The sequence below is a fragment of the Terrabacter terrae genome, from assembly GCF_039529575.1.
GTDB classification, from domain to species: Bacteria; Actinomycetota; Actinomycetes; order Actinomycetales; family Dermatophilaceae; genus Terrabacter; species Terrabacter terrae.
The window spans coordinates 1,299,896-1,321,656 of record NZ_BAAANB010000021.1 but is presented as its reverse complement, the minus strand read 5'-3'; the positions used below and the strand labels follow the sequence as shown (position 1 = coordinate 1,321,656).

Annotated in this window: 20 protein-coding genes and 1 pseudogene; 7 read left to right on the top strand and 14 right to left on the bottom strand. The window is 72.1% G+C overall.

Going from position 1 to position 21,761, the window contains the following annotated elements; genetic code table 11:
* Positions 1 to 72: 72 nt before the first annotated feature.
* Positions 73 to 897 (bottom strand): DUF2382 domain-containing protein, encoded by an 825-nt coding sequence (locus ABD194_RS16365; RefSeq protein ID WP_343993270.1) that lies wholly within the window; start codon positions 895 to 897, stop codon positions 73 to 75.
* 296 nt (positions 898 to 1,193) lie between these two features.
* Between ABD194_RS16365 and ABD194_RS16360 the strand changes: the two genes are divergently transcribed.
* Positions 1,194 to 2,003: a TetR/AcrR family transcriptional regulator gene (locus tag ABD194_RS16360; RefSeq protein WP_343993268.1), complete on the top strand. Its 810-nt coding sequence runs from the start codon at positions 1,194 to 1,196 to the stop codon at positions 2,001 to 2,003.
* A gap of 94 nt (positions 2,004 to 2,097) precedes the next feature.
* Here the strand turns inward: ABD194_RS16360 and ABD194_RS16355 are convergent, their stop codons facing one another.
* The 6 genes from ABD194_RS16355 to ABD194_RS16330 all read right to left on the bottom strand — a co-directional run bounded on the left by ABD194_RS16355 (position 2,098) and on the right by ABD194_RS16330 (position 9,644).
* On the bottom strand, positions 2,098 to 2,883 hold the full coding sequence (locus tag ABD194_RS16355) for a hypothetical protein (RefSeq protein ID WP_343993266.1): 786 nt from the start codon (positions 2,881 to 2,883) through the stop codon (positions 2,098 to 2,100).
* A 437-nt stretch (positions 2,884 to 3,320) separates the two neighbouring features.
* The gene (gene ppsA / locus ABD194_RS16350) at positions 3,321 to 5,753 is read right to left on the bottom strand and encodes a phosphoenolpyruvate synthase (protein ID WP_425579996.1); all 2,433 of its coding nucleotides are present in this window, start codon (positions 5,751 to 5,753) and stop codon (positions 3,321 to 3,323) included.
* Positions 5,754 to 5,804: 51 nt separating this feature from the next.
* Positions 5,805 to 6,638, bottom strand: coding sequence for a pyruvate, water dikinase regulatory protein (locus tag ABD194_RS16345; RefSeq protein ID WP_343993262.1), 834 nt, complete (start codon positions 6,636 to 6,638; stop codon positions 5,805 to 5,807).
* Between the two features lie 123 nt (positions 6,639 to 6,761).
* Positions 6,762 to 7,133: a DUF488 domain-containing protein gene (locus tag ABD194_RS16340; protein ID WP_343993260.1), complete on the bottom strand. Its 372-nt coding sequence runs from the start codon at positions 7,131 to 7,133 to the stop codon at positions 6,762 to 6,764.
* Between the two features lie 200 nt (positions 7,134 to 7,333).
* Complete coding sequence (locus ABD194_RS16335; protein WP_343993258.1) at positions 7,334 to 8,800, bottom strand: chaplin family protein; 1,467 nt, start codon at positions 8,798 to 8,800, stop codon at positions 7,334 to 7,336.
* 109 nt (positions 8,801 to 8,909) lie between these two features.
* Positions 8,910 to 9,644: a hypothetical protein gene (locus ABD194_RS16330; RefSeq protein ID WP_343993256.1), complete on the bottom strand. Its 735-nt coding sequence runs from the start codon at positions 9,642 to 9,644 to the stop codon at positions 8,910 to 8,912.
* Between the two features lie 645 nt (positions 9,645 to 10,289).
* Between ABD194_RS16330 and ABD194_RS16325 the strand changes: the two genes are divergently transcribed.
* Together ABD194_RS16325 and ABD194_RS16320 are read left to right on the top strand one after the other, a co-directional pair.
* On the top strand, positions 10,290 to 12,413 hold the full coding sequence (locus tag ABD194_RS16325) for a bifunctional lysylphosphatidylglycerol flippase/synthetase MprF (protein WP_343993254.1): 2,124 nt from the start codon (positions 10,290 to 10,292) through the stop codon (positions 12,411 to 12,413).
* Between the two features lie 104 nt (positions 12,414 to 12,517).
* A complete protein-coding gene (locus ABD194_RS16320; protein WP_343993252.1) occupies positions 12,518 to 12,718 on the top strand; it encodes a hypothetical protein in 201 nt (66 codons plus the stop codon).
* Positions 12,719 to 12,786: 68 nt separating this feature from the next.
* Here ABD194_RS16320 and ABD194_RS16315 read toward each other — a convergent pair whose 3' ends face one another.
* The 3 genes from ABD194_RS16315 to ABD194_RS16305 form a co-directional block, all read right to left on the bottom strand.
* A complete protein-coding gene (locus tag ABD194_RS16315; RefSeq protein WP_343993250.1) occupies positions 12,787 to 14,010 on the bottom strand; it encodes a hypothetical protein in 1,224 nt (407 codons plus the stop codon).
* Between the two features lie 79 nt (positions 14,011 to 14,089).
* A complete protein-coding gene (locus tag ABD194_RS16310) occupies positions 14,090 to 14,755 on the bottom strand; it encodes a response regulator (protein ID WP_343993247.1) in 666 nt (221 codons plus the stop codon).
* The gene (locus ABD194_RS16305) at positions 14,752 to 15,840 is read right to left on the bottom strand and encodes a sensor histidine kinase (RefSeq protein WP_343993245.1); all 1,089 of its coding nucleotides are present in this window, start codon (positions 15,838 to 15,840) and stop codon (positions 14,752 to 14,754) included. Before ABD194_RS16305 ends, ABD194_RS16310 begins: the two co-directional genes overlap by 4 nt.
* Positions 15,841 to 16,640: 800 nt before the next feature.
* Between ABD194_RS16305 and ABD194_RS16300 the strand changes: the two genes are divergently transcribed.
* Positions 16,641 to 17,771 carry a TIGR03118 family protein gene (locus ABD194_RS16300; RefSeq protein ID WP_343993243.1) on the top strand — a complete coding sequence of 377 codons (1,131 nt, stop codon included), beginning with the start codon at positions 16,641 to 16,643 and terminating at the stop codon, positions 17,769 to 17,771.
* Between the two features lie 79 nt (positions 17,772 to 17,850).
* On the opposite strand, the gene ABD194_RS16295 is transcribed toward ABD194_RS16300, so the two are convergent.
* Together ABD194_RS16295 and ABD194_RS16290 are read right to left on the bottom strand one after the other, a co-directional pair.
* Positions 17,851 to 18,234 (bottom strand): hypothetical protein, encoded by a 384-nt coding sequence (locus ABD194_RS16295; protein ID WP_343993241.1) that lies wholly within the window; start codon positions 18,232 to 18,234, stop codon positions 17,851 to 17,853.
* Entirely contained in the window at positions 18,231 to 18,785 is a 555-nt protein-coding gene (locus ABD194_RS16290) for a hypothetical protein (RefSeq protein ID WP_343993239.1), read from the bottom strand. The genes ABD194_RS16295 and ABD194_RS16290 overlap by 4 nt, the downstream gene beginning before the upstream one ends.
* A gap of 425 nt (positions 18,786 to 19,210) precedes the next feature.
* Here ABD194_RS16290 and ABD194_RS16285 point away from each other — a divergent pair, with 425 nt between their 5' ends.
* The gene (locus ABD194_RS16285) at positions 19,211 to 19,798 is read left to right on the top strand and encodes a DUF6529 family protein (RefSeq protein WP_343993237.1); all 588 of its coding nucleotides are present in this window, start codon (positions 19,211 to 19,213) and stop codon (positions 19,796 to 19,798) included.
* Positions 19,799 to 19,860: 62 nt separating this feature from the next.
* Here the strand turns inward: ABD194_RS16285 and ABD194_RS16280 are convergent, their stop codons facing one another.
* Positions 19,861 to 20,193 (bottom strand): TfoX/Sxy family protein, encoded by a 333-nt coding sequence (locus ABD194_RS16280; RefSeq protein WP_343993235.1) that lies wholly within the window; start codon positions 20,191 to 20,193, stop codon positions 19,861 to 19,863.
* Between ABD194_RS16280 and ABD194_RS21645 the strand changes: the two are divergent.
* Positions 20,192 to 20,632, top strand: a pseudogene (locus tag ABD194_RS21645) (putative immunity protein); the annotation flags it as partial. The gene ABD194_RS16280 and the pseudogene ABD194_RS21645 overlap by 2 nt on opposite strands.
* A gap of 114 nt (positions 20,633 to 20,746) precedes the next feature.
* Entirely contained in the window at positions 20,747 to 21,199 is a 453-nt protein-coding gene (gene arr, locus ABD194_RS21640; RefSeq protein ID WP_425580021.1) for an NAD(+)--rifampin ADP-ribosyltransferase, read from the top strand.
* A 54-nt stretch (positions 21,200 to 21,253) separates the two neighbouring features.
* Here the strand turns inward: arr and ABD194_RS16270 are convergent, their stop codons facing one another.
* On the bottom strand, positions 21,254 to 21,649 hold the full coding sequence (locus ABD194_RS16270; RefSeq protein ID WP_343993230.1) for a VOC family protein: 396 nt from the start codon (positions 21,647 to 21,649) through the stop codon (positions 21,254 to 21,256).
* Positions 21,650 to 21,761: the final 112 nt, after the last annotated feature.

Below are 21,761 nucleotides of genomic sequence, written 5' to 3'. Positions count from 1 at the left end.
AGCCTCCCGGCGCAGACACGCAAGCGCCCCCGGGCGGTCGTCGGACCACCCGGGGGCGCTTGTCGTATGCCGTCAGCCGCGGCCGTCCGTGACGCCCGGGCCCTCGGCCTCGATGCGCTCCTGGCGCACCTCCTCCGAGACGGTCTCCTGCTCGGTGACCTGCTCCTTGCCGAGGCGGACCCGCTCCACGGGCACGGCCTGCTTGTCCACGACCGGCTGCTCCTCGTGCAGCACGACCTCGTGCTCCTCCTCCGAGATCGCCGGACCGTCCATCGCCTCCCCGACGTTCGCGTCGGTGATCGGCTCCCGCTCGATCCGGACCTCCTCACGGGTGACCGGGACCTGCACGTTCTGCTGCTCGGTCACCACGTACTTGCGCAACCTGGCCCGGCCCGCCTCCCGCGACTCGGTCCCGACGCGCAGCTGCTCCTCCGACCGGGTCATCGCGTCGTCGGTCGTCGGGCCCGACGTGTCGTGGCCGACGGTGCCGGTCTCGGCGCCGGCGAACCCGGCGCCGCCCGACACGGCGTCCGTGGCGTCGCTGGCGTTCGAGCGGTCGTAGCCACCGGCGGCGTAGCCTGCGCCGCCCGACTCGTAGTGGGCGAAGAGCCGCTGCTCCTCGCTCTCGTCGAGGTGCCCGTTCTCCGGGTCGACGTTCGGCGCGTCCTTCACGTGGTCCTTCGTGTACGGGACCGTCAGGCCCTCACCGGTCAGCTGCGCGCCCTGGAGCGGCACGAACGTCTCCTTCGTGCCGAACAGGCCCGTGTTGACGGTCACCCACTCCGGCTCACCGTTCTGGTCGTCGACATACGCCTGACCGGCACGGCCGATCTTCTCGCCGTCGCTGCCGAAAACCGTCGCGCCGGGAAGGGTGCTGAGCTCATTGGTGCTGATCACGTGCTTCTCCTTCGTCGTCATCGGTGCCCACCGCAGGAGCGACTGTCGTTGTCCAGCGCCCCTTACGTTGTAAGCAGGATGCAGACTTCCTACCCACCGCCCCACGCCGAGGAACACCGCTCCTCCCGCATCGAGCCGCGGCCCCGGCCGCCGGCCCCACGATCGAGGGGGTCCGGCCGCGACCGGATGGTGCACGCCTACCCCCTTCTTCTGCGGGAGTCGGCTCGGCGCGCGCGGGCACCTGACGACTGCCACCCGCGCATGCGGTAGACAGGAGCCGAGCGAAAGGAGAACGCATGACTCCGACCAGCCCCATGGACCCGAGCTCCGACGCTTCCGACGCTTCGATCGATGCTCGCGGCACGACCTCCTCTCCCACGACGGAGGTGGGTGCGCCCACGAGGCCCCGGCCACCCGCCGGGCGCTCGGCCTTGAGCCGCGAGCGCATCGTCGACGCGGCCATCCGCCTCATCGACACCGAAGGCGTCGCGGCCCTCACGATGCGCCGGCTGGGCGCCGCCCTCGACGTCGAGGCGATGTCGCTCTACCGCTACGTCAACGGCCGCGAGGACCTGCTGGAGGCGGTCGTCGACGCGCTGGTGGACAGCATCCGGATTCCGGCCCCGGGCCAGCTCGAACCGGTCGACGGGTGGCAGGCCTTTTTGCAGTGGCTCGCACACGACGTCCGTCGGCTCGCCCTCGAGCATCCGGCCGCCTTCCCCCTCATCGCCACGCGCCACCCCGCCGCACCCTGGCTGCGTCCGCCACTGCGCAGCCTCCGGGTCGTGGAGGCCTTCCTCGAGGGTCTGCGGGCCCGCGGCTTCCGCGACGAGCAGGCCGTGGCGGCATACCGCACGTTCACCAGCTTCCTGCTCGGGCATCTGCTCCTCGAGTCCGCCATGCAGGGCGCCGAGCTGTCACCGGCCGAGGAGCCGCTCGACGAGGGCGACGCCGACCTGCCCAACCGCGACCAGGACCTCGACCTCACCGACTTCCCCGCCCTGACGCGGCTCCGGGGCCAGCTCACCGAGGACCACACCGAGGAGGAGTTCGAGGCGGCACTGGAGCACCTCCTCGTCCGGCTCGACCTCGAGCTCGCGCAGTAGCGTTCGCGTCAGGTCACGGATGGCGCGAACGGGGCCAAAGGCAACGTTCCTGTGAGCGTGGCCGAACGTGCCATCCGCTCCGTCAGTGCTCGCCTCAGGGCGCCATCGCCGCGTAGCCGCTCGCATCGTGGATGGCGAGGCCCGCATAGGTCGCGTATGCCGCAGCCCCCGAGTCCACGAGCGCCAGCTGCGTCTCCATGTCGGTCCGGGTCCAGCCGAAGAACGTCTGCTTCCGGTCGACCGCGGTGTCGCCGAGGTAGGTGGTCTCCTGGCCGAGGCGCACCGGTCTGCCGAGGAAGGCGCCGGCGGCGAGCGCCGTGGACGCGACGTCGAGGGTGCCGTCCGGACCCGTGGCCGTGTTGCGATAGGCCATGACGCTGACGCCGGCGGTGCGCTTCATGATCTCGCGGTCCAGGGTGGAGGCCGCACCGGTGCTCGAGCTCGCCGCCACCGTGCCGAACCAGAACGGGATGTCGGCCTCGATCGGGTAGCTGCCGGCGTTGGCCCCGAGCTTGTCGAGCAGGGTGAGGTAGCTCGCGACGACCGTGGACTGCTTGGTCGTCCAGGCCGGCAGCGAGTACGGCTCGACGTCGATGTGGATGCCGGTGAACAGTCCCGAGCTCTTGACGGGCTTCAGCCAGGAGGTGACGACCCAGGATGCATTGTCGACCCAGGTGGGGTCGCCTCCGAGGGCGTCCACGCGGATGCCGGCCGCTCGGGCGCGCTGGCTCAGGGTGGTGAGGTCGGCGAGCCGGCTCGAGGTGGCGAGGTTCGGCGGGACCGCGACGAAGAGCTGGCCGATGCCGCTGCTGACGGCCAGGTCGACCGTCGCCTGCGGCGTGCTGGTGTCCCAGACCCACATCGCTCGGGACCGGGTCACGGAAGACACCGTCTCACTGCCGGCACCTGATCGCGGCGCGGCCCCGGCCGCCGGCGCGGCCACGAGCGCCGACAGGCACAGCGCGAGCAGGGCCGTGCTGAGCGCCAACCACCTGCCCCGGGCTCGCGCGCCGCGTCGGATGGACACGGGGCGGGTCCAGGAGTGGGTCGAGCGGGCGGCGTGCGTCGTGCGGGACATGCGTGGCTCCGGGTGGCAGGAAGAACGGCTTCACCCGAATTGTCCGGATCGCGGTGCCTCGCTGCAGGCTTTTCGAAAGATCCGCGCAACCCGTCCCCGGCTCGGACATCGGGCCTCCCGTGACGCTCTCCTGCTCCTTCCGTTGATGCGAGGGCATCACGGGCGTCCCGGGTTCGGGAGGGGTTGGGAACGGACAGGTCCTCGAGGCCGCGTGGGGCGTCGAGGACCTGCGCGGTGCATCAGGCCTGGGCTGCGCCCGCGTCCGCTCCGGTCTCGGCGCCGTGCTTGGCCAGGGCGGTCCACGTCTCGACGACGGTGTCGGGGTTGAGCGACATCGACTCGATGCCCTGGTCGAGCAGCCACTCGGCGAGGTCCGGGTGGTCCGACGGGCCCTGCCCGCAGATGCCGACGTACTTGCCGCGCTCCCGGCAGGCCGTGATCGCCATCGCCAGCATCTTCTTGACGGCGGGGTCGCGCTCGTCGAAGGAGCCGGCCACGAGCGAGGAGTCGCGGTCGACGCCGAGGGTCAGCTGCGTCATGTCGTTCGAGCCGATCGAGAAGCCGTCGAAGTGGTCGAGGAACTCGTCGGCGTTGACGGCATTGCTCGGGATCTCGCACATCATGACGACCTGCAGGTCGTTATCGCCGCGGACCAGGCCGTGCGAGGCGAGCAGCTCGATGACGCCCTTGCCCTCGGCGACGGTGCGCACGAACGGGATCATGATCTTGACGTTCGTCAGGCCCATGTCGTCACGGACGTGCTTGAGCGCCTCGCACTCCATCGCGAAGCACTCGGCGAAGTCGGCCGACAGGTAGCGCCCGGCGCCGCGGTAGCCGAGCATCGGGTTCTCCTCGTGCGGCTCGTAGCGCTCGCCGCCCAGCAGGCCGGCATACTCGTTGCTCTTGAAGTCCGACATGCGCACGATGACCGGCTCGGGCGCGAAGGCGGCCGCGATCGTCGCGACGCCCTCGGCGACGCGCTGCACGAAGAAGTCCCGTGGGCTCGGGTAGGCGGTGATGAGCGACTCGATCTCGGCCCTGACCGCGGGCTCCTGGCTGTCGAGCTCGAGCAGGGCCTTGGGGTGGATGCCGATCTGGCGGTTGATGATGAACTCGAGCCGTGCGAGTCCGACGCCCTTGTTGGGCAGGCGGGAGAACTCGAAGGCCTGCTCCGGGGTGCCGACGTTCATCATGATCTTGACCGGCACCTCGGGCATGTCGTCGAGGGTCGTCTCGGTGACGGTGAACTCGCGCTTGCCCTCGTAGACGAAACCGGTGTCGCCCTCGGCGCAGGAGACGGTGACCTCCTGCCCGTCGGTCAGCGTCGAGGTCGCCGAGCCGGTGCCGACGACGGCCGGGATGCCCAGCTCGCGGGCGATGATCGCGGCGTGGCAGGTGCGGCCGCCACGGTTGGTGACGATGGCAGAGGCGCGCTTCATGATCGGCTCCCAGTCGGGGTCGGTCATGTCGGCGACGAGGACCTCACCCGGCTGGAAGTCGTGCATCGAGTCGATCGAGGAGAGCACCCGTACACCCCCCGCCCCGATCTTCTGGCCGATGGCGCGGCCCTCGACGACCACGGGGCCGCGCTCGTCCATCCGGTAGCGCCGCATGACGCCGGCAGCCTGGCGCGACTGCACCGTCTCGGGGCGCGCCTGCAGGATGTAGAGCTTGCCGTCGACGCCGTCCTTGCCCCACTCGATGTCCATCGGGCGGCCGTAGTGCTCCTCGATGCGCAGGGCGTGCTGGGCCAGCTCGGTGACGTCCTCGTCGGTGATGGAGAGCTTCGGCCGGTCGGCCTCGGGCACCGGCACGAACTCGATGGTGCGACCGACGCTCGCGTCGCCGGTGTAGACCATCTTCGTGGCCTTGGCGCCGACGCCGCGCTTGAGGATCGCCGGGCGGCCGGCGCGCAGGGCCGGCTTGTAGACGTAGAACTCGTCGGGGTTGACGGCGCCCTGCACGACGGCCTCGCCGAGGCCGTAGCTGCTCGTGATGAAGACGGCGTCCCGGAACCCGGACTCGGTGTCCATCGTGAACATGACCCCGGAGGCCCCGACGTCGGAGCGGACCATCCGCTGGACACCGGCCGAGAGGGCGACGACGGAGTGGTCGAAGTCGCTGTGGACCCGGTAGGCGATGGCGCGGTCGTTGTACAAGGAGGCGAAGACGAGCTTGACCGCGTGCAGCACGTTGTCGATGCCGCGGACGTTGAGGAAGGTCTCCTGCTGGCCGGCGAACGATGCGTCGGGCAGGTCCTCGGCCGTCGCGCTCGAGCGCACGGCGAAGCTGACCTCGGCGACATCACCGCCCTCGTGCTCCCCGACGAGCCGCTCGTACGCGTCGCGGATGTCGCGCTCGAGGTCGGCAGGGAACGTCTGCTCCTCGACCTCCCGGCGGATGTCGGCACCGACCTGCGCGAGCTTGCGCGTGTCGTCGACGTCGAGGTCGGACAACAGCGCGTTGATGCGGTCGGCGAGGCCGTTCTCGGCGAGGAAACGGCGATAGGCGTCGGCCGTGGTGGCGAACCCGTCCGGCACCGAGACCCCGGCGGCAGCCAGATGCTGCACCATCTCCCCGAGCGAGGCGTTCTTGCCGCCGACGATCTCGACGTCGGCGAGGCCGAGGTCGGCGAACCTCATCACGTTCTCGGTCACTGCAGGTCCTTCCATCGGTGGTGTGGCGGTGGTGGGGTCGGGGTGCGGCGATGGCCGCCATCCAGGTCAGCCGACGTCATTGAGGCGCCGAGTGTGCATGATGACGGCCGCTATCTCCTCGACGGACATCGCGGACGAGTTGACGACGGGTATGCCGTGGGCTCGGTACATCGCCTCGGCGCGGCGCAGCTCGTAGCTGCACTGCGCGAGGGTCGCGTAGCGCGACCCGGGCCGGCGTTCCCCGCGCACCTGCGCCAGCCGCGCGGCGGTGGACAACAGGCCGAAGCACTTGGCGGCATACGGCCGGACGGGACGCGGGAGCTCGCTCGACTGGAAGTCCTCGTCGACGAGCGGGTAGTTCGCGACGCGGACGCCGTGCTGGAGCGCGAGGTAGATCGACGTCGGTGTCTTGCCGCAGCGGGACGGTGCGATGAGGATCAGCTGCGCCTGCTCGAGGTTGCGCATGCTCTGGCCGTCGTCGTGCTCCATCGCGTACTCGACCGCGCGCATGCGGGCCTCGTAGCGGCCCACGTCGCCGACGCCGTGCAGGGCCTCGACGCGGTGCACGGCGTTGACGTGGAGCACGCGCTCGACGGTGGACAGGTGCGAGCCGAAGAGGTCGATGAACGCGCACTTCGTGAGCTGCAGCTCGGCTCGCACCTCCTCGTCGGAGACCGTCGAGAAGACGAGGGGCGTGACGTCCTCGGTCATGGCGGCGTCGAGCTGGGTGACGACCGCGCGCGCCTGCTCCACCGTCGTGATGAAGGGGATCTTGCGGCGGCTGAAGTGCACCGACGGGAACTGCTGCAGCATCATGTTCCCGAGCGTCTCAGCGGAGATGCCGGTGCCGCCCGCGAGGAAGAAGGCGGGCGTGATCGGAGGCGTCGACGATGAGGCCATGGGAGGCACTGTGGCACAGACTTCCTCGCACGACTGCCGAGCGACGCCTCGCGTGTGACCCATGCCTCAGTGACCGGCTCACGCAGCGGACGTCGGGCCGGTGTCCGAGGCGGTCCGTGGAGGTCATCCTTCTGTCTCGGTGAGGAGGCCGGCCAGCACGGCGAGGTGGCTGATGGCAGGCTCCCGGGTCGCCGTCACCAGCGTGACCGGGCCGGCCTCGACGAGCCGGCGCAGGCTCTCCAGGGCCCGCGCCCCGGTGGGCTCCGTCAGCTCGGCCTGGTAGCGCCCAGCGAACTCGTCGAAGAGGGACGGCTCGTGCCCGTACCACGTGCGCAGCTCGTTGGAGGGCGCGACGTCACGCAACCACTCGTCGACGCGGGGGTCGTCCTTGCGAACGCCGCGCGGCCAGAGACGGTCCACCAGGACCCGGCGGCCGTCGTCGGGTGACGGCGCGTCGTAGACCCGCGCCAGGCGTACCCCCTCGTCACCACTCATGGTGTCCTCCGCTCGGGTCGCGAGGGCGCTGCTGGTCCGTGGCCATGCTCTGAGCATGCGGACCATGGCTCCGTCCGGCAAGCGCAGACACGGTCGGGTCTCGACCTGCTGGGCCACTGCGTCGGCCGACCTGCTCCCTGACGCCGGAGCGACCGGCGTCAGGGAGCGGATCCGGGTGCAGTGACTCAGGACCGGGCCGGTCACCTCCTCGCGACGGTGCCCCTCCGACGGATCACGCCGGCGAGCGAAGCCGCCAGGAGCATCAGCAGGAGGGCGGACACGGCCGTGGCACCCAGGTCCCCACTGCCTATCCCAGCGGTCGTCACGCCGTGACCGCCGGCGCTCGAGAGCGCGATGTTCGCCGCACACGGGTCGGCGGGAGTCGTCGGCTGGTCGACACCGCCCAGTCCCCCGGTCCCCGACACCGGCGCGCCGGCCCCGGTGTCCTGGGGTCCGGTTGCGTCCGGCTCGGCCCACGAGTCGCCCGCGACGGCAGTGCTCGCGCCCGCACGAAGCGCGAGGCCGCCGGAGGTGGACCACGCGGCCCCGGCTCCGGCACCCGGGACGGACATCTCGACTGTCGAGCAGTCGAGGTGTCCCACGCCACCGACACCACCGACCTCGGAACCGGCGGGTTCCGGCGATGCGGGAGTCTCAGGCGACTCCGGGGTGTCGGGCGCCGGCTCGCCCGGCTGGTCCTCACCCTCGGCGGACCCCAGACCGCCTTCCTCGGCCGGCACGTCTCCGCCAGGTGAGGCACCGGACCCGGAAGCCGCCTGGCTGTCACCCAGCACGCTGACCGAGTTGCCCTCCGCCGAGACGGGGGCGTTCACCGGCACGACGAGCTGCGTGCCGGAGAGCAGTCCGCCGATGCCGGACGTCGAGCTCGACGCGGGGTCGTCACCCGCACCCGGGCCGGGAGCGGCGGCTCCGGTGCCGTCGCCGGTGACGGAGGACGTGCCGAGAACCGCCACAGCGTTACCACCCAGGACGACCGGCGCGTTGACGGGCGCCACCGCCTGGGTGCCGGACGCGATGCCGCCGCGGCCCGAGGTGGCCGCCGGCTGCTGGGCGGTGGACGAACCGCCGGCGGTGTGTCCGTCGGCTCCCGGCTGCGTCGTCGACGAGCGTCCGAGGACAGAGACGGCGTTGCCCCGGACCGAGATGGGTGCGGAGACCGGCGCAGCCAGCTGGGTGCCCGAGGCCAGGCCTCGAGCGCCGGACGTCGTTGCTCGCGGTGCCGGCGCCCCGGACGGCCCGCCGTTGCTCGAGCCATTCGTCGTGCTCTTCGTCGAAGACGAGCGCCCGAGGACGGAGACGGCATTGCCCTCGACGGCGACCGGGGCACTCACCGGCGCGACGCCCTGAGTGCCCGAGCCGACGCCTCGCGTGCCGGAGGTTGCGGCCCTTGGGCCGCGGGCACCGGACGCCACTCCGTGGCCGGTCCCGGATGCCGGGCGGGCTTGGGTCGTGGACGAATGGCCGAGGACCGCGACGGCGTTGCCGTCCACGGACACCGGAGCGTGCACCGGGGCCACGACCTGGGTGCCGGAGGCGACTCCGTGGTCGCCGGTGGTGGTGTCGGCGCTGGCGCCGACTGCGCCGAGGAGCAGCAGTCCCCCGGCAGTCAGGGTGCCGTACAGGCCCCTGCGAACGTATGCGTGCATGACGGATCTCTCCTTGACCGAAAGGTTGGGAAGTCGCGCGCCACGGCGGCGAGCGGCTGTCGTGGTAGGGCGCCGCAGACGGGCGCAGAGCGGCTACGACAGCCGTTGGTCAGTCAGGCGAGAATCCGGGGGCCAACGCGAGTGCGGTCGGCATGGCCGTCCGCGGGTCGGAGCCCGCTGGGCGGCTCGGAAGGGGCGGGGCGAAGAGTCGGGCTTCCCGCCCACCGACGAGGTCGTCACCCGCGAAGCGGGAAGAGGACGTCTGGGACCCTGTCGAGCCGGCCACTCCCCCGAGTGCCAGCGGCAGCACAGGGGCCGAGGGTGCCGGCACGGTCGTGGAGTCGCCGGCGGCTGCCGCGGGGACCTGGACAGCCGGCTCGACGAGGGCATCCCGCCCGAACCGGTGTGAATCCGCCTGCAGGGCAATCGGAGCCGCCTCCGCAGAAGTCTCCACGGCCGCGGCGGCAGGCGGCTCCTGTCTCAGGAGCAGTCGGTCGGCCATGGGCCGCGGCAGCGGCGTGATCTGCTCGTCGACCAGCGCGACAGGGGCGACGGCCGGGGCGCTCGACGCCGGCACCGGGCCGCTGGGCAGGGCGAGAACTGGCGGCCACGACGGCACGGAGGGCAGCAGGGGCAGGAGGGGAGGCGGCACCGGCGTCAGCACCGGCGTCAGCACCGGCGTCAGCACCGGCGTCAGCACCGGCGTCAGCACCGGCGTCAGCACCGGCGTCAGCACCGGCGTCAGCACCGGCGTCAGCACCGGCGTCAGCACCGGCGACGTGACGGGGCTGAGGACCGGCGGTATCGCCTCGTGCAGCAGCCGGGGCACCACCGTGCTCTTCACGCGAGTCTCCACGGGGCCGGCAGCCTGCCCGACCCGCACCCGCACCCGCTCTCGCGTCCGCGTGTGGTCCATGCCAGGCGGCGAGGTCTGAATGACCGGCTTCGCAGCGGGCGCCCTCTCCGTGGCCGGTTTTCCGGCTGGGTGCTGCGTCGCGGGGCTCGGCGTCTTGTCGACGCCGGGGTGACCGTCTGCTCGCGCGAGCCCGCGGAGCAGCGGCGGTGCAACGGCGGTCGTCTTCGCCAACGCCGCGGGGGCCTGGCGCGTCTCTGGAGCGTCGACCAGCGTGCTGGTCGTGGCGGTGAGCGTCGAGGTGAGCCTCGAGACGGCATCATCCGCATGCGCGGACCCGGAGGCGACGACGGCCCAACCCAGTGCCGCCGCGCAGGCCAGGAGCACCGGGCGCAGGCGCGGATGGGGTCGGCGCGACGATCGCTCCGCCATCTGCCTCACCTCCAGCCCCTGTACCTGAGATGCGGTGGTAGCCCCTCTAACCAGAAGGGTCAAACCACGACCAACGGTACAACTCGTTCGCGGGTTTGTGGGAGATGAGCTGACGGACGATTTGCCAGCCGGCGGAAAGCGCTGCGGGAGAACGACCTTCGGCATTCCGGTGCCGCGCGCCGTCGAGGGCGGGACCCTTGACACATGTCCCGTCCCTGGACGGTGATGCGGCGCCTGCCGCTGACGAGCGCCCTCGTCGTCCTCATCCTCACGCTCTCGGTCGTCAGCAGGGCCCTGTGGGACCCACTCCTCGGCCGCCCTCTCCACGCTTCCGTCACCTATGGGCTGCCGGCCCTCGAGGACGGCTCGTGGTGGACCGTGGTCGTCGGCGCCTTCTTCGCCGTCAAGCCCTACCAGTACGTCCCGATCCTGCTGGGGCTCGTGGCCTTCGGCGGGTTCGCGGAGTGGCGGCTCGGCACCCGGCGCACCGCCATCGCGCTCCTGTCCTGCCACGTCGTCGCAGTGCTCGGCACAGCAGGCCTGCTCTGGCTGACACGCCACCACGGTTACGTGTGGACCACCGGTCTGGCCCGCGTCCGCGACGCCGGTCCGTCCGCGGCATTCCTCGGGGCCGCGGCCGCCGCGTCGGTGACCCTGTCACCGCCCTGGCGCGGTCGCCTGCGGACTCTGCTCGTGGCATACGTCGTGCTCTTTGTCATCCACATGGGTTCGCTCGCCGACGTCGAGCACGTGGTGGGCGTCGCGTTCGGCCTGTGGCTCGGGCCGTACCTTGTCGGCCGCTCCCCGTCGTTCACCACCCGGCAGCTCACTCGGCGCGACTTCCGTCTCCTCGCCTGCGCCTTCTTCGTCGTCGCCGCCTTCGAGGTGATCCTGCATCCGTTCACGCACGCCGAGGGGCCCTTCGCCGTGACGATGTCCGCGCAGGCTCGCGCGAAGGAGCTGGCCGACGCGGGCTTGGTCTTCGGTCTGGTCCAGGTCGTGCTCTGGGTGTGGCTGGCCCGCTCGCTCTACAAGGGACGCCGTCGGGCCTGGCGCTGGGCCGTGGCGCTGCTCGTCGCCGTGCTCGCAGTCCAGGTCGCCAACTACGGGTGGATGGTCGTCGTGGGCGAGCCCGGGCTGCTGGCGGCCGGCTGGGACATCTTCGGCAACTGCGTGGGGCTGTCCGTGCTCCTCGTCGGGCGCCACGCGTTCCGCAACCCGTCGCCGCGGCGCGCCCGCCGCACCAGTGGCAGCCTCGTCGCCCCCGCCGACGACGACCAGCGGACCCGTGCCACGGCCATGCTCGAGGAGCACGGGACGGTGAACCGGCTCGCCTGGATGACGACGTGGCCCGAGAACCGGTGGTTCGTCCCGGCGACGCAGCGCGGCTACGTCGCCTACCGCGTCCACACCGGTGTCGCGATCGGGCTGTGCGACCCGGTGGCCGCCACCGAGGTCGAGCGCTCATCCCTTCTTGCCGAGTTCGCCGACGCCGTCCACGGCCAGGGCCTCGTCCCGTGCCTGTTCACCGTGACGCAGGAGGCGTCACAACACGCACGGGCGCTGGGCTGGCACTCGCTCCAGGTGGCCGAGGAGGCGTGCATCGGCCTGGCGACGCTCGACTTCGTCGGGAAGGCGTGGCAGGACGTCCGGACCGCGCTGAACCAGGCCGCTCGGCTCGGGGTGCACCTGCGGCTCGGGGCGCTGGCCGACATGCCCCGCGGACTGCAGCTGCAGGTGAAGGCCATCTCGTCGGACTGGGTGGAGGACAAGGGCCTGCCCGAGATGGGCTTCACCCTCGGCGGGGTGGACGAGGCCCTGGACCCGCGGGTCCGCGTCGGCCTCGCCGTGGATCCCGACATGACGGTCCACGGCGTCACCTCGTGGATGCCCTTCCACGCCAGCGGTGGCGGCGAGCCGGCGGGCTGGACGCTCGACGTGATGCGACGCCTACCCGGCGGCTTCAGGTACTCGATGGAGTTCCTCATCGCCTCGGCGTGCCTGGCGTTCCGGGACGAGGGCTGCTCCGTCGTCTCGCTCTCGGGGGCGCCGCTGGCCCGGAGCAACGACGGGGACGACGACGCCTCCCTCGACCGCGGCACGCTCGACGCCTTCCTCGACCGCCTCGGTGCGTCGCTCGAGCCGTACTACGGCTTCCGGTCGCTGCACGCCTTCAAGTCCAAGTTCCAGCCGCAGCACGAGCCGCTCTACCTGGTCTTCCCCGACGAGGCGGCGCTGCCGCGCATCGGCCTGGCCCTGAGCCGGGCCTACCTGCCGGAGGCCGGCGTGCGCGACCTCGTGACGCTCGCTCGTTCCGGTCACCGGTGACGGCCGGCGCTCGGGGCTGCTCGCTGAAGCCGGCACGACGACACCCTCTCCCGGGCTAGCGCGAAGCGGGGACGTGGCTGCGCCGTGCGAGGACCATGGAAGGCGTGGACGAGACCGCGCACCGGGAGCCAGGGCAGGAGCAGCGCCGCAGGGGCCGGTGGTGGTGCCGCCTCCACGTCTGGCACCGCTGGCGCACCCACCGCTACCCGGACAGCAACGGGTACGGTGCGCGCTACCAGGAGTGCCTCGACTGCGGCAAGCAGCGTGACGTGGCCGTCGGCGGCGGCGCCCTCCCCATGGGCTGAGGTCTCGCGAGAGAGCGCGGACACGGACGAGCCGGGGACCGGGTCCTGGCTCGTCCGTCGTGATGGGGTCATCCGGCCGTCGGGAGCTCCTCGACGTCGGGCAGCCGAGGTGCAGTCGCGGATCGTGCCCGGTCCAGGGCCGGGATGCCGAGCGCCATGACGACGTAGAGGGCGGTGGCGACCAGGGGCAGCGCGCTCGGTTCGAAGCCGTGGGCGCCGACCGCCATCCCGTTGAGCAGGAGCATCCCTCCGGCCAGGGCCCCGGCGACCCCGGCCAGCCGGAGCCGGGTGCTCTGGTGCGCCAGGCGCAGGACGGCGGCGGCGAAGAGCAGCAGGGTGACGCCGAGTGAGATGGTGAAGAAGGAGTTGACGCCCCACTCCATCCAGCGCACGGCTTCCGCCGCGGCGAACCGAGAGCTCTTGTCGGCGGGCGCCGCGTGCGCCCACGCGTCGACGGCACGGCCCAGGGCGACGCCGTCCACCGCCACGTTGACGGCGATGAGCGACAGCGTGGTCGCGGCCGCCGCGTCGCCGAGCCGCACGAGGCCCGGGGCGGCGCCTGCCCGCTGCAGTGCACGGCCCAGGAACAGGAACCCGGTCACCACGAGCGCAGCCGAGAGGAACTGCAGGTCGTGCACCCACACCCAGTCGGTGCTGCGGGCGTACTCAGCGAAGACGGCCGCGTGCGAGTTGGGTGGCTCGGTGTGCGGGTGCAGGAGGCCGCCGACGACGGCGAGGGCGGCGCCGAGCACGAGGAGGACGGAGGCGGCACGGGCAGGACGGGACATGGTGGACGCGCCTTTCGAGGGGACGGGCGACGTGGTGCAGGGTGCGGACGTCCGACTGGAGGCCGAGCTGGGGCCGGCGGCCGGGGTGTGCGGACGCCACGCCAGGTAGGCCGCCATGAGGGCGAACATCGCGACGTGGCCCCAGGTGAGCAGCCCCTCGCCGGAGAGGACGCCGAGCCGGTAGGGCACGAGCAGGACGAGGAAGGGCAGGACCATGACGGCGGACATGTCGACGATGTGACGTGGGGCGTGGCGTCGCACCCACATCCAGGCCGCCATGCCGAGGGTCATGTCGAAGGCCATGGCCAGGGCCATCGCGTCCGGCCGGCTGGTGAGACCGGGCCAGCTGCTGTCCCAGACGACACCGAGCAGCTGCATGCCGACGACCATCGAGAGCGTCATCTCGAGGTATGCCGTGAGGAAGCGGCCGAGCCGCGAGCGGAGGAGCCGGCGGGCCGTCGCGCGGGGCGCGCGGTCCGCATACGAGGTGGTGAAGGTGGTCATGCCGACGATGGTCGGTCCGGCGGCCCGTGCCGCGGAGGTGCCGGAGGTCACGGCCCGGGTCACCCCGTGGGCATGACCCTCACAGCAGGCCGAGGGCGTGGGCGCGCAGCGCCGCCTGGGTGCGGTCGCGGACGCCGAGCTTGGCCAGCACCGTGGTGACGTGGTTCTTGACGGTACCTTCGGAGAGGTAGAGCCGCTGCGCGGCCTCACGGTTGCTGAGGCCGTCGGCTACTGCCTGAAGGACCTCGAGCTCGCGGGGCGTGAGGGGGTCGACCAGCGGCTGTGGGCGTGGGCCGTCCGGCTGCTCGGGCAGCTGGGTCACCCGCGCCAGCACCTTGGCGGCGACCGAGGGCTGCAGGACGGACTCGCCGCGTGCCGCGGCCAGGACGCCCTCGACGAGGTGGGTGGCGGAGGCGTCCTTGAGCAGGTAGCCGACGGCGCCGGCGTGCAGCGCGGGGAAGACCTCGTCGTCGCCGTCGAAGGTCGTCAGGACGAGTACGCGTACCTCGGGCCTCTCGGCACGCAGCCGACGCGTCGTGCCGACCCCGTCGAGGACGGGCATCCGCAGGTCCATGAGGACGACCTCGGGCGCGAGGGCGGCCACGAGCTCGAGCGCCTCGGCGCCGTCCGCGGCTGCGCCGACGACCTCGACCTCCGGGCGGGCCTCCAGGAGCGTCGTCAACGCCTCCCGGAAGAGGGTCTGGTCGTCCACGACCAGCACCCGGACCGGCCGGTTCGCGCTCATCCCGGCAGCTCGACTCGCAGGGTGACGCCCCTCCCGGGTGCCGACTCGACCGAGAGCGAGCCGCCCAGGCGCTCTGCCCGTTCGCGGATCCCGACGAGCCCGAACCCTGCGCCGTCCCGGCGCAGACCGCACCCGTCGTCGCGCACCTCCAGGGCGACGGAGCCGGGCAGGTATGCCAGCTGCAGCCTCGCGGCGTGGGCGCCGGCGTGCTTGTGGATGTTGGTCAGCCCCTCCTGGGCGGCCCGGTAGAGGGCCACCTGCACCTCGCTGTCGATCCGGCGTTCACTTCCGTGCACCTCGACGGCGGTGGGCAACCCCGTCGAGGAGCTCTCGCCGGCCAGGTCCTCCAGCTGCTCCGCCAGCGAACGGGCCGGCCGCGGCTCGCGCAGCGCCGCCACCGACTCGCGGACCGACGTCAGGGCCTGACGAGCCTGGTCCTCGGCCTGACCGAGCAGCGCGTCCGCCCTGCCGGGGTCGCTCGCGAGCACGGCCCGGGCGGCCTGGACCTGCATGCCGACGACGGTGAGGTGGTGCCCGAGCCCGTCGTGGATGTCGCGAGCCACCCGCGTACGTTCTCGCATGGTCGCCAGCTCCTCCGCCTGGGCGCCGAGCTCGCGCAGCTGCGCGTTGGCCTCCGCGAGCTCGGCCCGCGCCTGCTGCTCGCGAAGGTGCAGGGCCGCGAGGACGAATGCGAACGCACATGCGAGGGCCGTGCTGACGACCTGCTGCACGGCGTCCGGCATCGGCATCCCGACGTGGACGAACGGGACGAGGAGCGCGACGACCACGGCCCAGCCGAGTGGCAGGAGCATGACCGCCTGGACCACGACCACGACGAGCAGCAGCGTGCTGCCGACCCCGGCACCGGCCAGGTCGAAGACGAGGAACCCGAGGACGATCGCGACCGCCAGGTAGGCCGCTCTGGCTGGGGCTGCGCGGGCCAGCGCCCATCGGTAGCCGACCACCGACCACGTCACGAACGCCACGCCCGCGGCACCCGCGGGCACGACCCGGCCGCTGGGAGAGGCTTCGAGCAGCATCACCAGCAGCGCTGCCACGGCCAGCAGCGTCAGCGCCCGGGTCACCGTCTCAATGTCGCGCCCGCTCCCGGAGGCGTCAACCGAAACGAGCCGGCTCGTCCCGACGCCGTGGGCCGACCCTTCTCGGCGTAGGCCTCGGGCTCCGTCTGGAGGGAGGCTTGCCGACGTGCCGGTGGGGACCGCGGCCGACGGAGCCTTCACGCCCGCTCCGGCCTCCCTTACGGGGTAACGCCCGGCGCGCGGGGTACGCCATGCACAGCCCACCGCTCCGGCTTCAGCAGCGTGGCACGAGCGGTGGTGCCCCTCGCCGTCGTTCTCCTCCTCAGTCGCGGACCAGCCCGCGCAGGTGCGTCAGCACCCGCCCGCCGCCGATCCCGTCGCGTTCGAACTCGTCGGTCACCCAGGCCTGCGCGCTTCCGACTCGATGCCGATCCGAGGCTCACCGCGCGAAGGTCCAGACCCAGTCGAGGCGGGCGTCCAGCCCGTGCCGCCCATCCGGGGGGTAGGTGCGTCTGGGAGCACAGAACGAGCACACTCGGGGCCGCGACGTGCTCGACGACGAACTCGGCGGTGCCGGGAGGACCGTCCGGGATGGTGTCGCCGGGCACGAGCTGCCGCATCAGGGCAGGGTCGAGCCGCTCCGAGCCCACGCGGTGGAGGACGGCGTAGCCCACCGTCGCCGCAAGGAGGGCAACGAGGGCACGACGAGCAAGCACGGCGGTATCCAGCGACGAGCAGGCACCTCATCCGACCATACGGCGGACTGCTGAACCGCGTCACGGACGACGTCGTCTTCCGTAGAGCGCCAGTCCAGTTGGGCTCGCGCTCCTGAACGGGAGGTACCCATGACACACATCATCCGTCGTTCGTCATGGCTGCTGGCGCTCGGCGCCGGCCTCGGCGCGGCCGTCGCGCCGCTGGCCCTCGGCGCCCCAGCCGGCGCCAACGCCCTCGCTGCACGCCAGAGCGCCATCTCTGCGTACAAACAGGTCAACCTCGTCTCGGACGTGCCCGGGAGGGCTCAGGTCACCGACCCGCACCTGGTCAACGCCTGGGGTGCGTCGCATCTGGGCTCCAGCCCCCTCTGGGTCTCGGACAACGGCGCGGACGTCACCACGCTGTACTCCGGAGCGGTCCGCGGCACCCCGCAGACCATCGTGCCGCTCGTCGTGCGCATCCCCGGGGGCGCGCCCACCGGCCAGGTGTCCAACCCCACGACGTCCTTCGTGGTGCGTGACGCCGCGGGGCACTCGGCAGCGGCGCGCTTCCTGTTCGTCGGGGAGACCGGCCACCTGAGCGGCTGGAACCCGGCCGTTGGCGGCACCGGGGCACCCCCGTCGACCCACGCCGTCGACGCCGTGGTCACCCCCGGCGCGGTCGACAAGGGGATCGCCATGGCCCAGACCCCGACGGGTCCGCGGCTGTATGTGGCCGACTTCTCCGCAGGCGTGGTCGACGTCTACAACGGTCGCTTCCAGCGCGTCATCACCGGCGGCAACTTCATGGATGCGCTTCTGCCACAAGGTTATGCGCCCTTCAACGTCATGGTCGCCGGCGGGAGGGTATATGTCTCGTACGCGAAGCAGGACAGCGCGCGCCACGACGAGGTCGCCGGTGCCGGACTCGGCCGGGTGGATGTCTTCACCCCGGACGGTGTCCTCCTCCGTCGCCTGTCGAGCCACGGTGTCCTCAACGCGCCGTGGGGTCTCACCATCGCCCCTTCGGGCTTCGGCACCTTCTCCGGGGACCTGCTCGTGGGGAACTTCGGTGACGGGCGCATCAACGCGTTCGACCCGCGCACGCTGAACTTTGCGGGTGCCCTGCGGGTCCCGGGCGGCGGGGCCGTGGCGATCGACGGACTCTGGGCCCTGCTGCCGGGCTACGGCACCGAGGGCTCTACCCGTGACCTGCTCTTCACGGCGGGGCCGCAGCACGAGTCGCACGGCCTTCTCGGCCTGCTGCACGTGATGCCGTGACCTGACGTGGCGGTGCTACGGAGTCGGGTTCAGCTGGACGACTCCGTAGCATCCTCACCGCCGTCCGGCGGTGGCGTGGTCAGCGACGCAGGGCCGCAGCAAGCGCCTCCACCTCGGCGACCGTCACCGTCGCCGCGGGGTGACGGAGCACGCCCGTCGGCTCGATCGCGTGGACCGACTCGACGAACGAGACGCACAACCCCTGCCGCGAGTTCGTCGCGAACGTGACGCCACGGTCGGCGAGCGAGAGGTGGGCGGGACCCGCGGTCCGGTAGAACGCATACGCCGACGTCACCTGGGTGCCCGCGACGTTGGCGACCGGCGTGCGCAGCCGCCAGGGGCCGAAGCGGACGAGGAGCTCGTCGTCCGTCACGAGCACCCGTGCGGTGCCCGGCGTGACGCCGAACGCGAGAGCGGGCAGCCGGTAGCGCCCCTCGAAGGCGAACTCGAACTCCTGCGTCACGACCGGCGCCTCCGCCAGGGCAGCAGCCTCGACGGCGGGTCGAGCAGTCCTGCGACGCCCCGCTGCTGCTCCCCCAGGTAGGCGTCGAGCACCAGGAGTCCGGCGGTGGCGGCAGGGGTGGCCCACTGCAGCCGGCTCATCCGCTGGGTCAGCGTGCGCGCTTTCCTCTGGGCCTCCGGGTCGGTCTCCGCCTCTTCGAGCGCGTCGCCGAGCTCGGCGCCGGAGCGGTACGCCTCGGCGCTCACCATGACGGCAGCGCCGGTGAGAGCCGTCTTGAGGATGACGGCAGCCGCGGTCGGACGGTGCTCGACGACGCGACGGCGGTTGTCCGCGAGGATGGCGATACCGCTGAGCAGGTGCAGGCCGATCGAGGCGCCCTGCACCGGACCCCACCGACGCCACCCCTCGTCGGCGATCTCGGCCCGGTCCCGCGCGTCGTCACCCTGCCGCGACGCCGGGTTGAGCGCCGCGGCACCCGCGAGGGAACCGCCGAACCAGGCCGCGTTCGTGAGCAGGTGCGTAGCGCGGACGATGGTGCTGTATGCCGTCATGCGGAGTCCCTGGTGCTGTGGCGCCGGTGTACCGGCGCGTGGTCCGTTGAGGACTGTGCCGTACCCGCTTCCCGGTCCCGGACATCCCAGCCCTGCCGTATGCCGTGACGTGCACGCCGCCCGCAGCCCCCGTCGCGGTGGGCCCCGACGACGATGCATGCCGCGGCCGCGGCCGCGAGGAGCAGGTGCCCCTGGCTCATGGTCGGCGTGACCCGAGGACATAGCGACTCACGCTCTCGGGTCTCGACCGCCCACGTGACGGCCAGCGGGACCGACAGCGACGTCCCCGACAGGTCGAAGCACTCCCTCCCGCAGCGGGCGGCAACCGCGCTGATCACCCCCACCCCGAGATCGACGAGGCACCTGCGGGACGGTGTTGAGGCGTTCCCCTGTGGGCCGGGGCGCGGCAGGAGCATCCTGACAAGGTGGCAGACAGCACGTCGCCGAGGAGCATGGCGGTCCCCCTGGCCGGGTTCGCCGCCGGAGCGGTCGTCGCCCTTCTCGTCGGCGTGTTCGGCAGGGTGCACGACCCGACGCTCACCGGCACGACGACGTTCGGCTTCCGCACCGTCATCGACCTCAAGGTCGTGCTCTCCGTGGTGATCGGGGTGCTCGCGGTGCTGCAGCTCGTCGGAGCCCTCTGGATCTACGGCAGGCTCGGGGTCAGGGCGCCGTCGTGGGCCGGCACCGCCCATCGCGTCTCGGGCATGGTCACCGTCGTGCTCATCCTGGTCGTCGCCTACAACTGCCTCTGGGGGCTGGGCCTCGAGGTCGGGACGTTCGCCTCCGGAGCGCCCGTGCCGACGCGGACGGTCGTGCACGGACTGCTCGGGTGCCTGGTCATCGGTGCCGCGGTGGTCAAGGTGGTGGCCGTGCGGTCGCGGCGCGCGCCGGGGTGGTTCCTTCCCCTGGCCGGCGGCCTGCTCTTCACGCTCATCGTGGCCGTGGTGCTGACCTCGGCCGTCTGGTACATCGGCGCCAACGGCTGGCCGGGGTCGAGCGGCTACGGCTGAGCGCTCGTCGCGCGGGCGGGCGACGCTCGACGCGGCGACGTGACGGGACAGCCCCGCTGACGTCACGTTCCCTTGGGCGGGAGCGACCGCGCATACGCAAGCCCTCGGGACACCCACAGCTCGACGTCACTCCCCTGGAGCTCGCCGACGACGCGCAACCACCCGCGCATCTCGCGGCCGCGCATCACCATCGGCGTCACCGCCTCCCCGTCGATCCACGCCTCGGCGCCCGCGGGGTCGGCGCGGACCAGCAGACCTCCGCCGCCGCTCGCGGCGACAGCCATGTTGCCGTTGACGAGGAACGCCAGTCCGCCGAACATCCGCTGCTCGATGATGTCCTCCTCACCGGCGACCAGCTCACGGATGCGCGCGGCAACGTGCTCGTCGTAGGCCATGGTTCGCATTATCAGCGGGTGCACCACCTGCAGATCGGGCAAACTGCGAAGGATGCAGACGGGTGCCGGGGACTTCGCGCTGACGATCGACGAGCTGCGGGCGGTCACGGGGTATGCCGTGGCCTGCGCCGAACCTGCCCTCGTCCTCTTCGACCGGGAGCGTCCCGACGACCCGCGTCCCGCGGCCGCGCTGCAGGCCGGACGCGACTTCGCGTCCGGGGCACCGCGCTCACGTCTCCAACGCGCCACGGCTGCGGACGCCCACCGAGCGGCCAAGGAGGCGACGACCGAGCCCGCCCGGCACGCGGCGACGGCAGCAGGCGATGCGGCCGCGGCGGCATACCTCCATCCTCTGGCGAACGCGACGCAGCTGGGTCACATCCTGGGGTCGGCCGCCCACGCCGCCCGGGCGGCCGAGCTGGCGCGGGGCGACGACCGGGTGGTCGCGGAGTACGTCGTGACCGCCGCCGCCAAGCGCGCGACCCCGGTCGTCCTCGACGTCCTGGGCCGCTACCCGCGCGCTCCCGAGGGACGCACCCGGGTCGCCGTCCTCATGCAGCGACTGGACAGCCTGCTCCGTGATCCCCCTCCCCCGCCGCGCGTCGTCGACGACCCGGGGCCGTTCTTCCACGGCACCAGGGCCGACGTGCGCCCCGGCGACCTGCTGACACCCGGGTGGCGCTCGAACTACGGCTCCCGCCGCCAGGCCAGGCACATCTACCTGACCGCCACACGCGAAGGGGCGCCGCTGGCGGCCGAGCTGGCCCACGGCGACGGACCGGGGCGCGTCTACCGGGTCGAGCCGCTCGGTCCGATCGAGGACGACCCGAACGTGACCGACAAGCGCTTTCCCGGCAACCCGACCCGGTCCTACCGGACGACCGAGCCGCTGCGCGTGGTCGAGGAGATCACCGGCTGGCAGCGGCCGGACCCGGAGATGATCCGGCACATGCGCGAGCGCATGGTCGAGCTCGCCGAGCTCGGCATCGAGGCGATGGACGACTGAGCCGGCGCCTCCCCCGGGCCGCCCGCGGGTCCTGAGCGGGGCCGATGTGTCGGGTCAGCCCTCCGGGAACCCCGAGTCGATGCACAGGATGTTGCCCTCGCTGTCCTTGAACCACGCCGCCTTGCCCATCTCGGCCATGTTGGCGATGCCGTCGTCCCACTCCACGCCGGGCATGTCGTAGGTCTCGAGCGTGACGCCCTTCGCCTGCAGGGCGCGCGCCTCGGCATCGACGTTGTCGACGTGGATCTGGGCGACGGTGTGACCGGCCTGGCCGGCGAACTCCGTGTGGTAGATCGAGAAGGCCGTACCGCTGTCCGTGCGGTAGATGAGCAGGCCGGCCTCGGGGACCTCCGCGGCGGGCTTCAACCCGAGGGTGTCGGCGTAGAACGAGCGGGCCCGGGTGAGGTCGGTGGCGGGGATGTTGGCGGTGACGGATGCACTCGTGAGCATCGGGGTCCTCCTGAAGAGCTGGTGTATGCGTGGGGTTGCGCGTGGTCGGCGGTGCCCGTGCTCGACACCACCCGACATGCGGACTGATCGGCCAGCCGGTGAGCCCGAGAAG

What these genes read in the sequence shown, in the direction of transcription:
- ppsA (WP_425579996.1), bottom strand. Translation starts at nt 5,753, where the DNA reads ATGGAAGGACCTGCAGTGACCGAGAACGTGATGAGGTTCGCCGACCTC.
- ABD194_RS16340 (WP_343993260.1), bottom strand. Translation starts at nt 7,133, where the DNA reads ATGAGTGGTGACGAGGGGGTACGCCTGGCGCGGGTCTACGACGCGCCG.
- ABD194_RS16290 (WP_343993239.1), bottom strand. Translation starts at nt 18,785, where the DNA reads ATGACGGCATACAGCACCATCGTCCGCGCTACGCACCTGCTCACGAAC.
- ABD194_RS16300 (WP_343993243.1), top strand. Translation starts at nt 16,641, where the DNA reads ATGACACACATCATCCGTCGTTCGTCATGGCTGCTGGCGCTCGGCGCC.
- ABD194_RS16315 (WP_343993250.1), bottom strand. Translation starts at nt 14,010, where the DNA reads ATGACCACCTTCACCACCTCGTATGCGGACCGCGCGCCCCGCGCGACG.
- arr (WP_425580021.1), top strand. Translation starts at nt 20,747, where the DNA reads ATGCAGCGACTGGACAGCCTGCTCCGTGATCCCCCTCCCCCGCCGCGC.
- ABD194_RS16335 (WP_343993258.1), bottom strand. Translation starts at nt 8,800, where the DNA reads ATGCACGCATACGTTCGCAGGGGCCTGTACGGCACCCTGACTGCCGGG.
- ABD194_RS16280 (WP_343993235.1), bottom strand. Translation starts at nt 20,193, where the DNA reads ATGGCCTACGACGAGCACGTTGCCGCGCGCATCCGTGAGCTGGTCGCC.
- ABD194_RS16270 (WP_343993230.1), bottom strand. Translation starts at nt 21,649, where the DNA reads ATGCTCACGAGTGCATCCGTCACCGCCAACATCCCCGCCACCGACCTC.
- ABD194_RS16345 (WP_343993262.1), bottom strand. Translation starts at nt 6,638, where the DNA reads ATGGCCTCATCGTCGACGCCTCCGATCACGCCCGCCTTCTTCCTCGCG.
- ABD194_RS16325 (WP_343993254.1), top strand. Translation starts at nt 10,290, where the DNA reads ATGTCCCGTCCCTGGACGGTGATGCGGCGCCTGCCGCTGACGAGCGCC.
- ABD194_RS16360 (WP_343993268.1), top strand. Translation starts at nt 1,194, where the DNA reads ATGACTCCGACCAGCCCCATGGACCCGAGCTCCGACGCTTCCGACGCT.
- ABD194_RS16310 (WP_343993247.1), bottom strand. Translation starts at nt 14,755, where the DNA reads ATGAGCGCGAACCGGCCGGTCCGGGTGCTGGTCGTGGACGACCAGACC.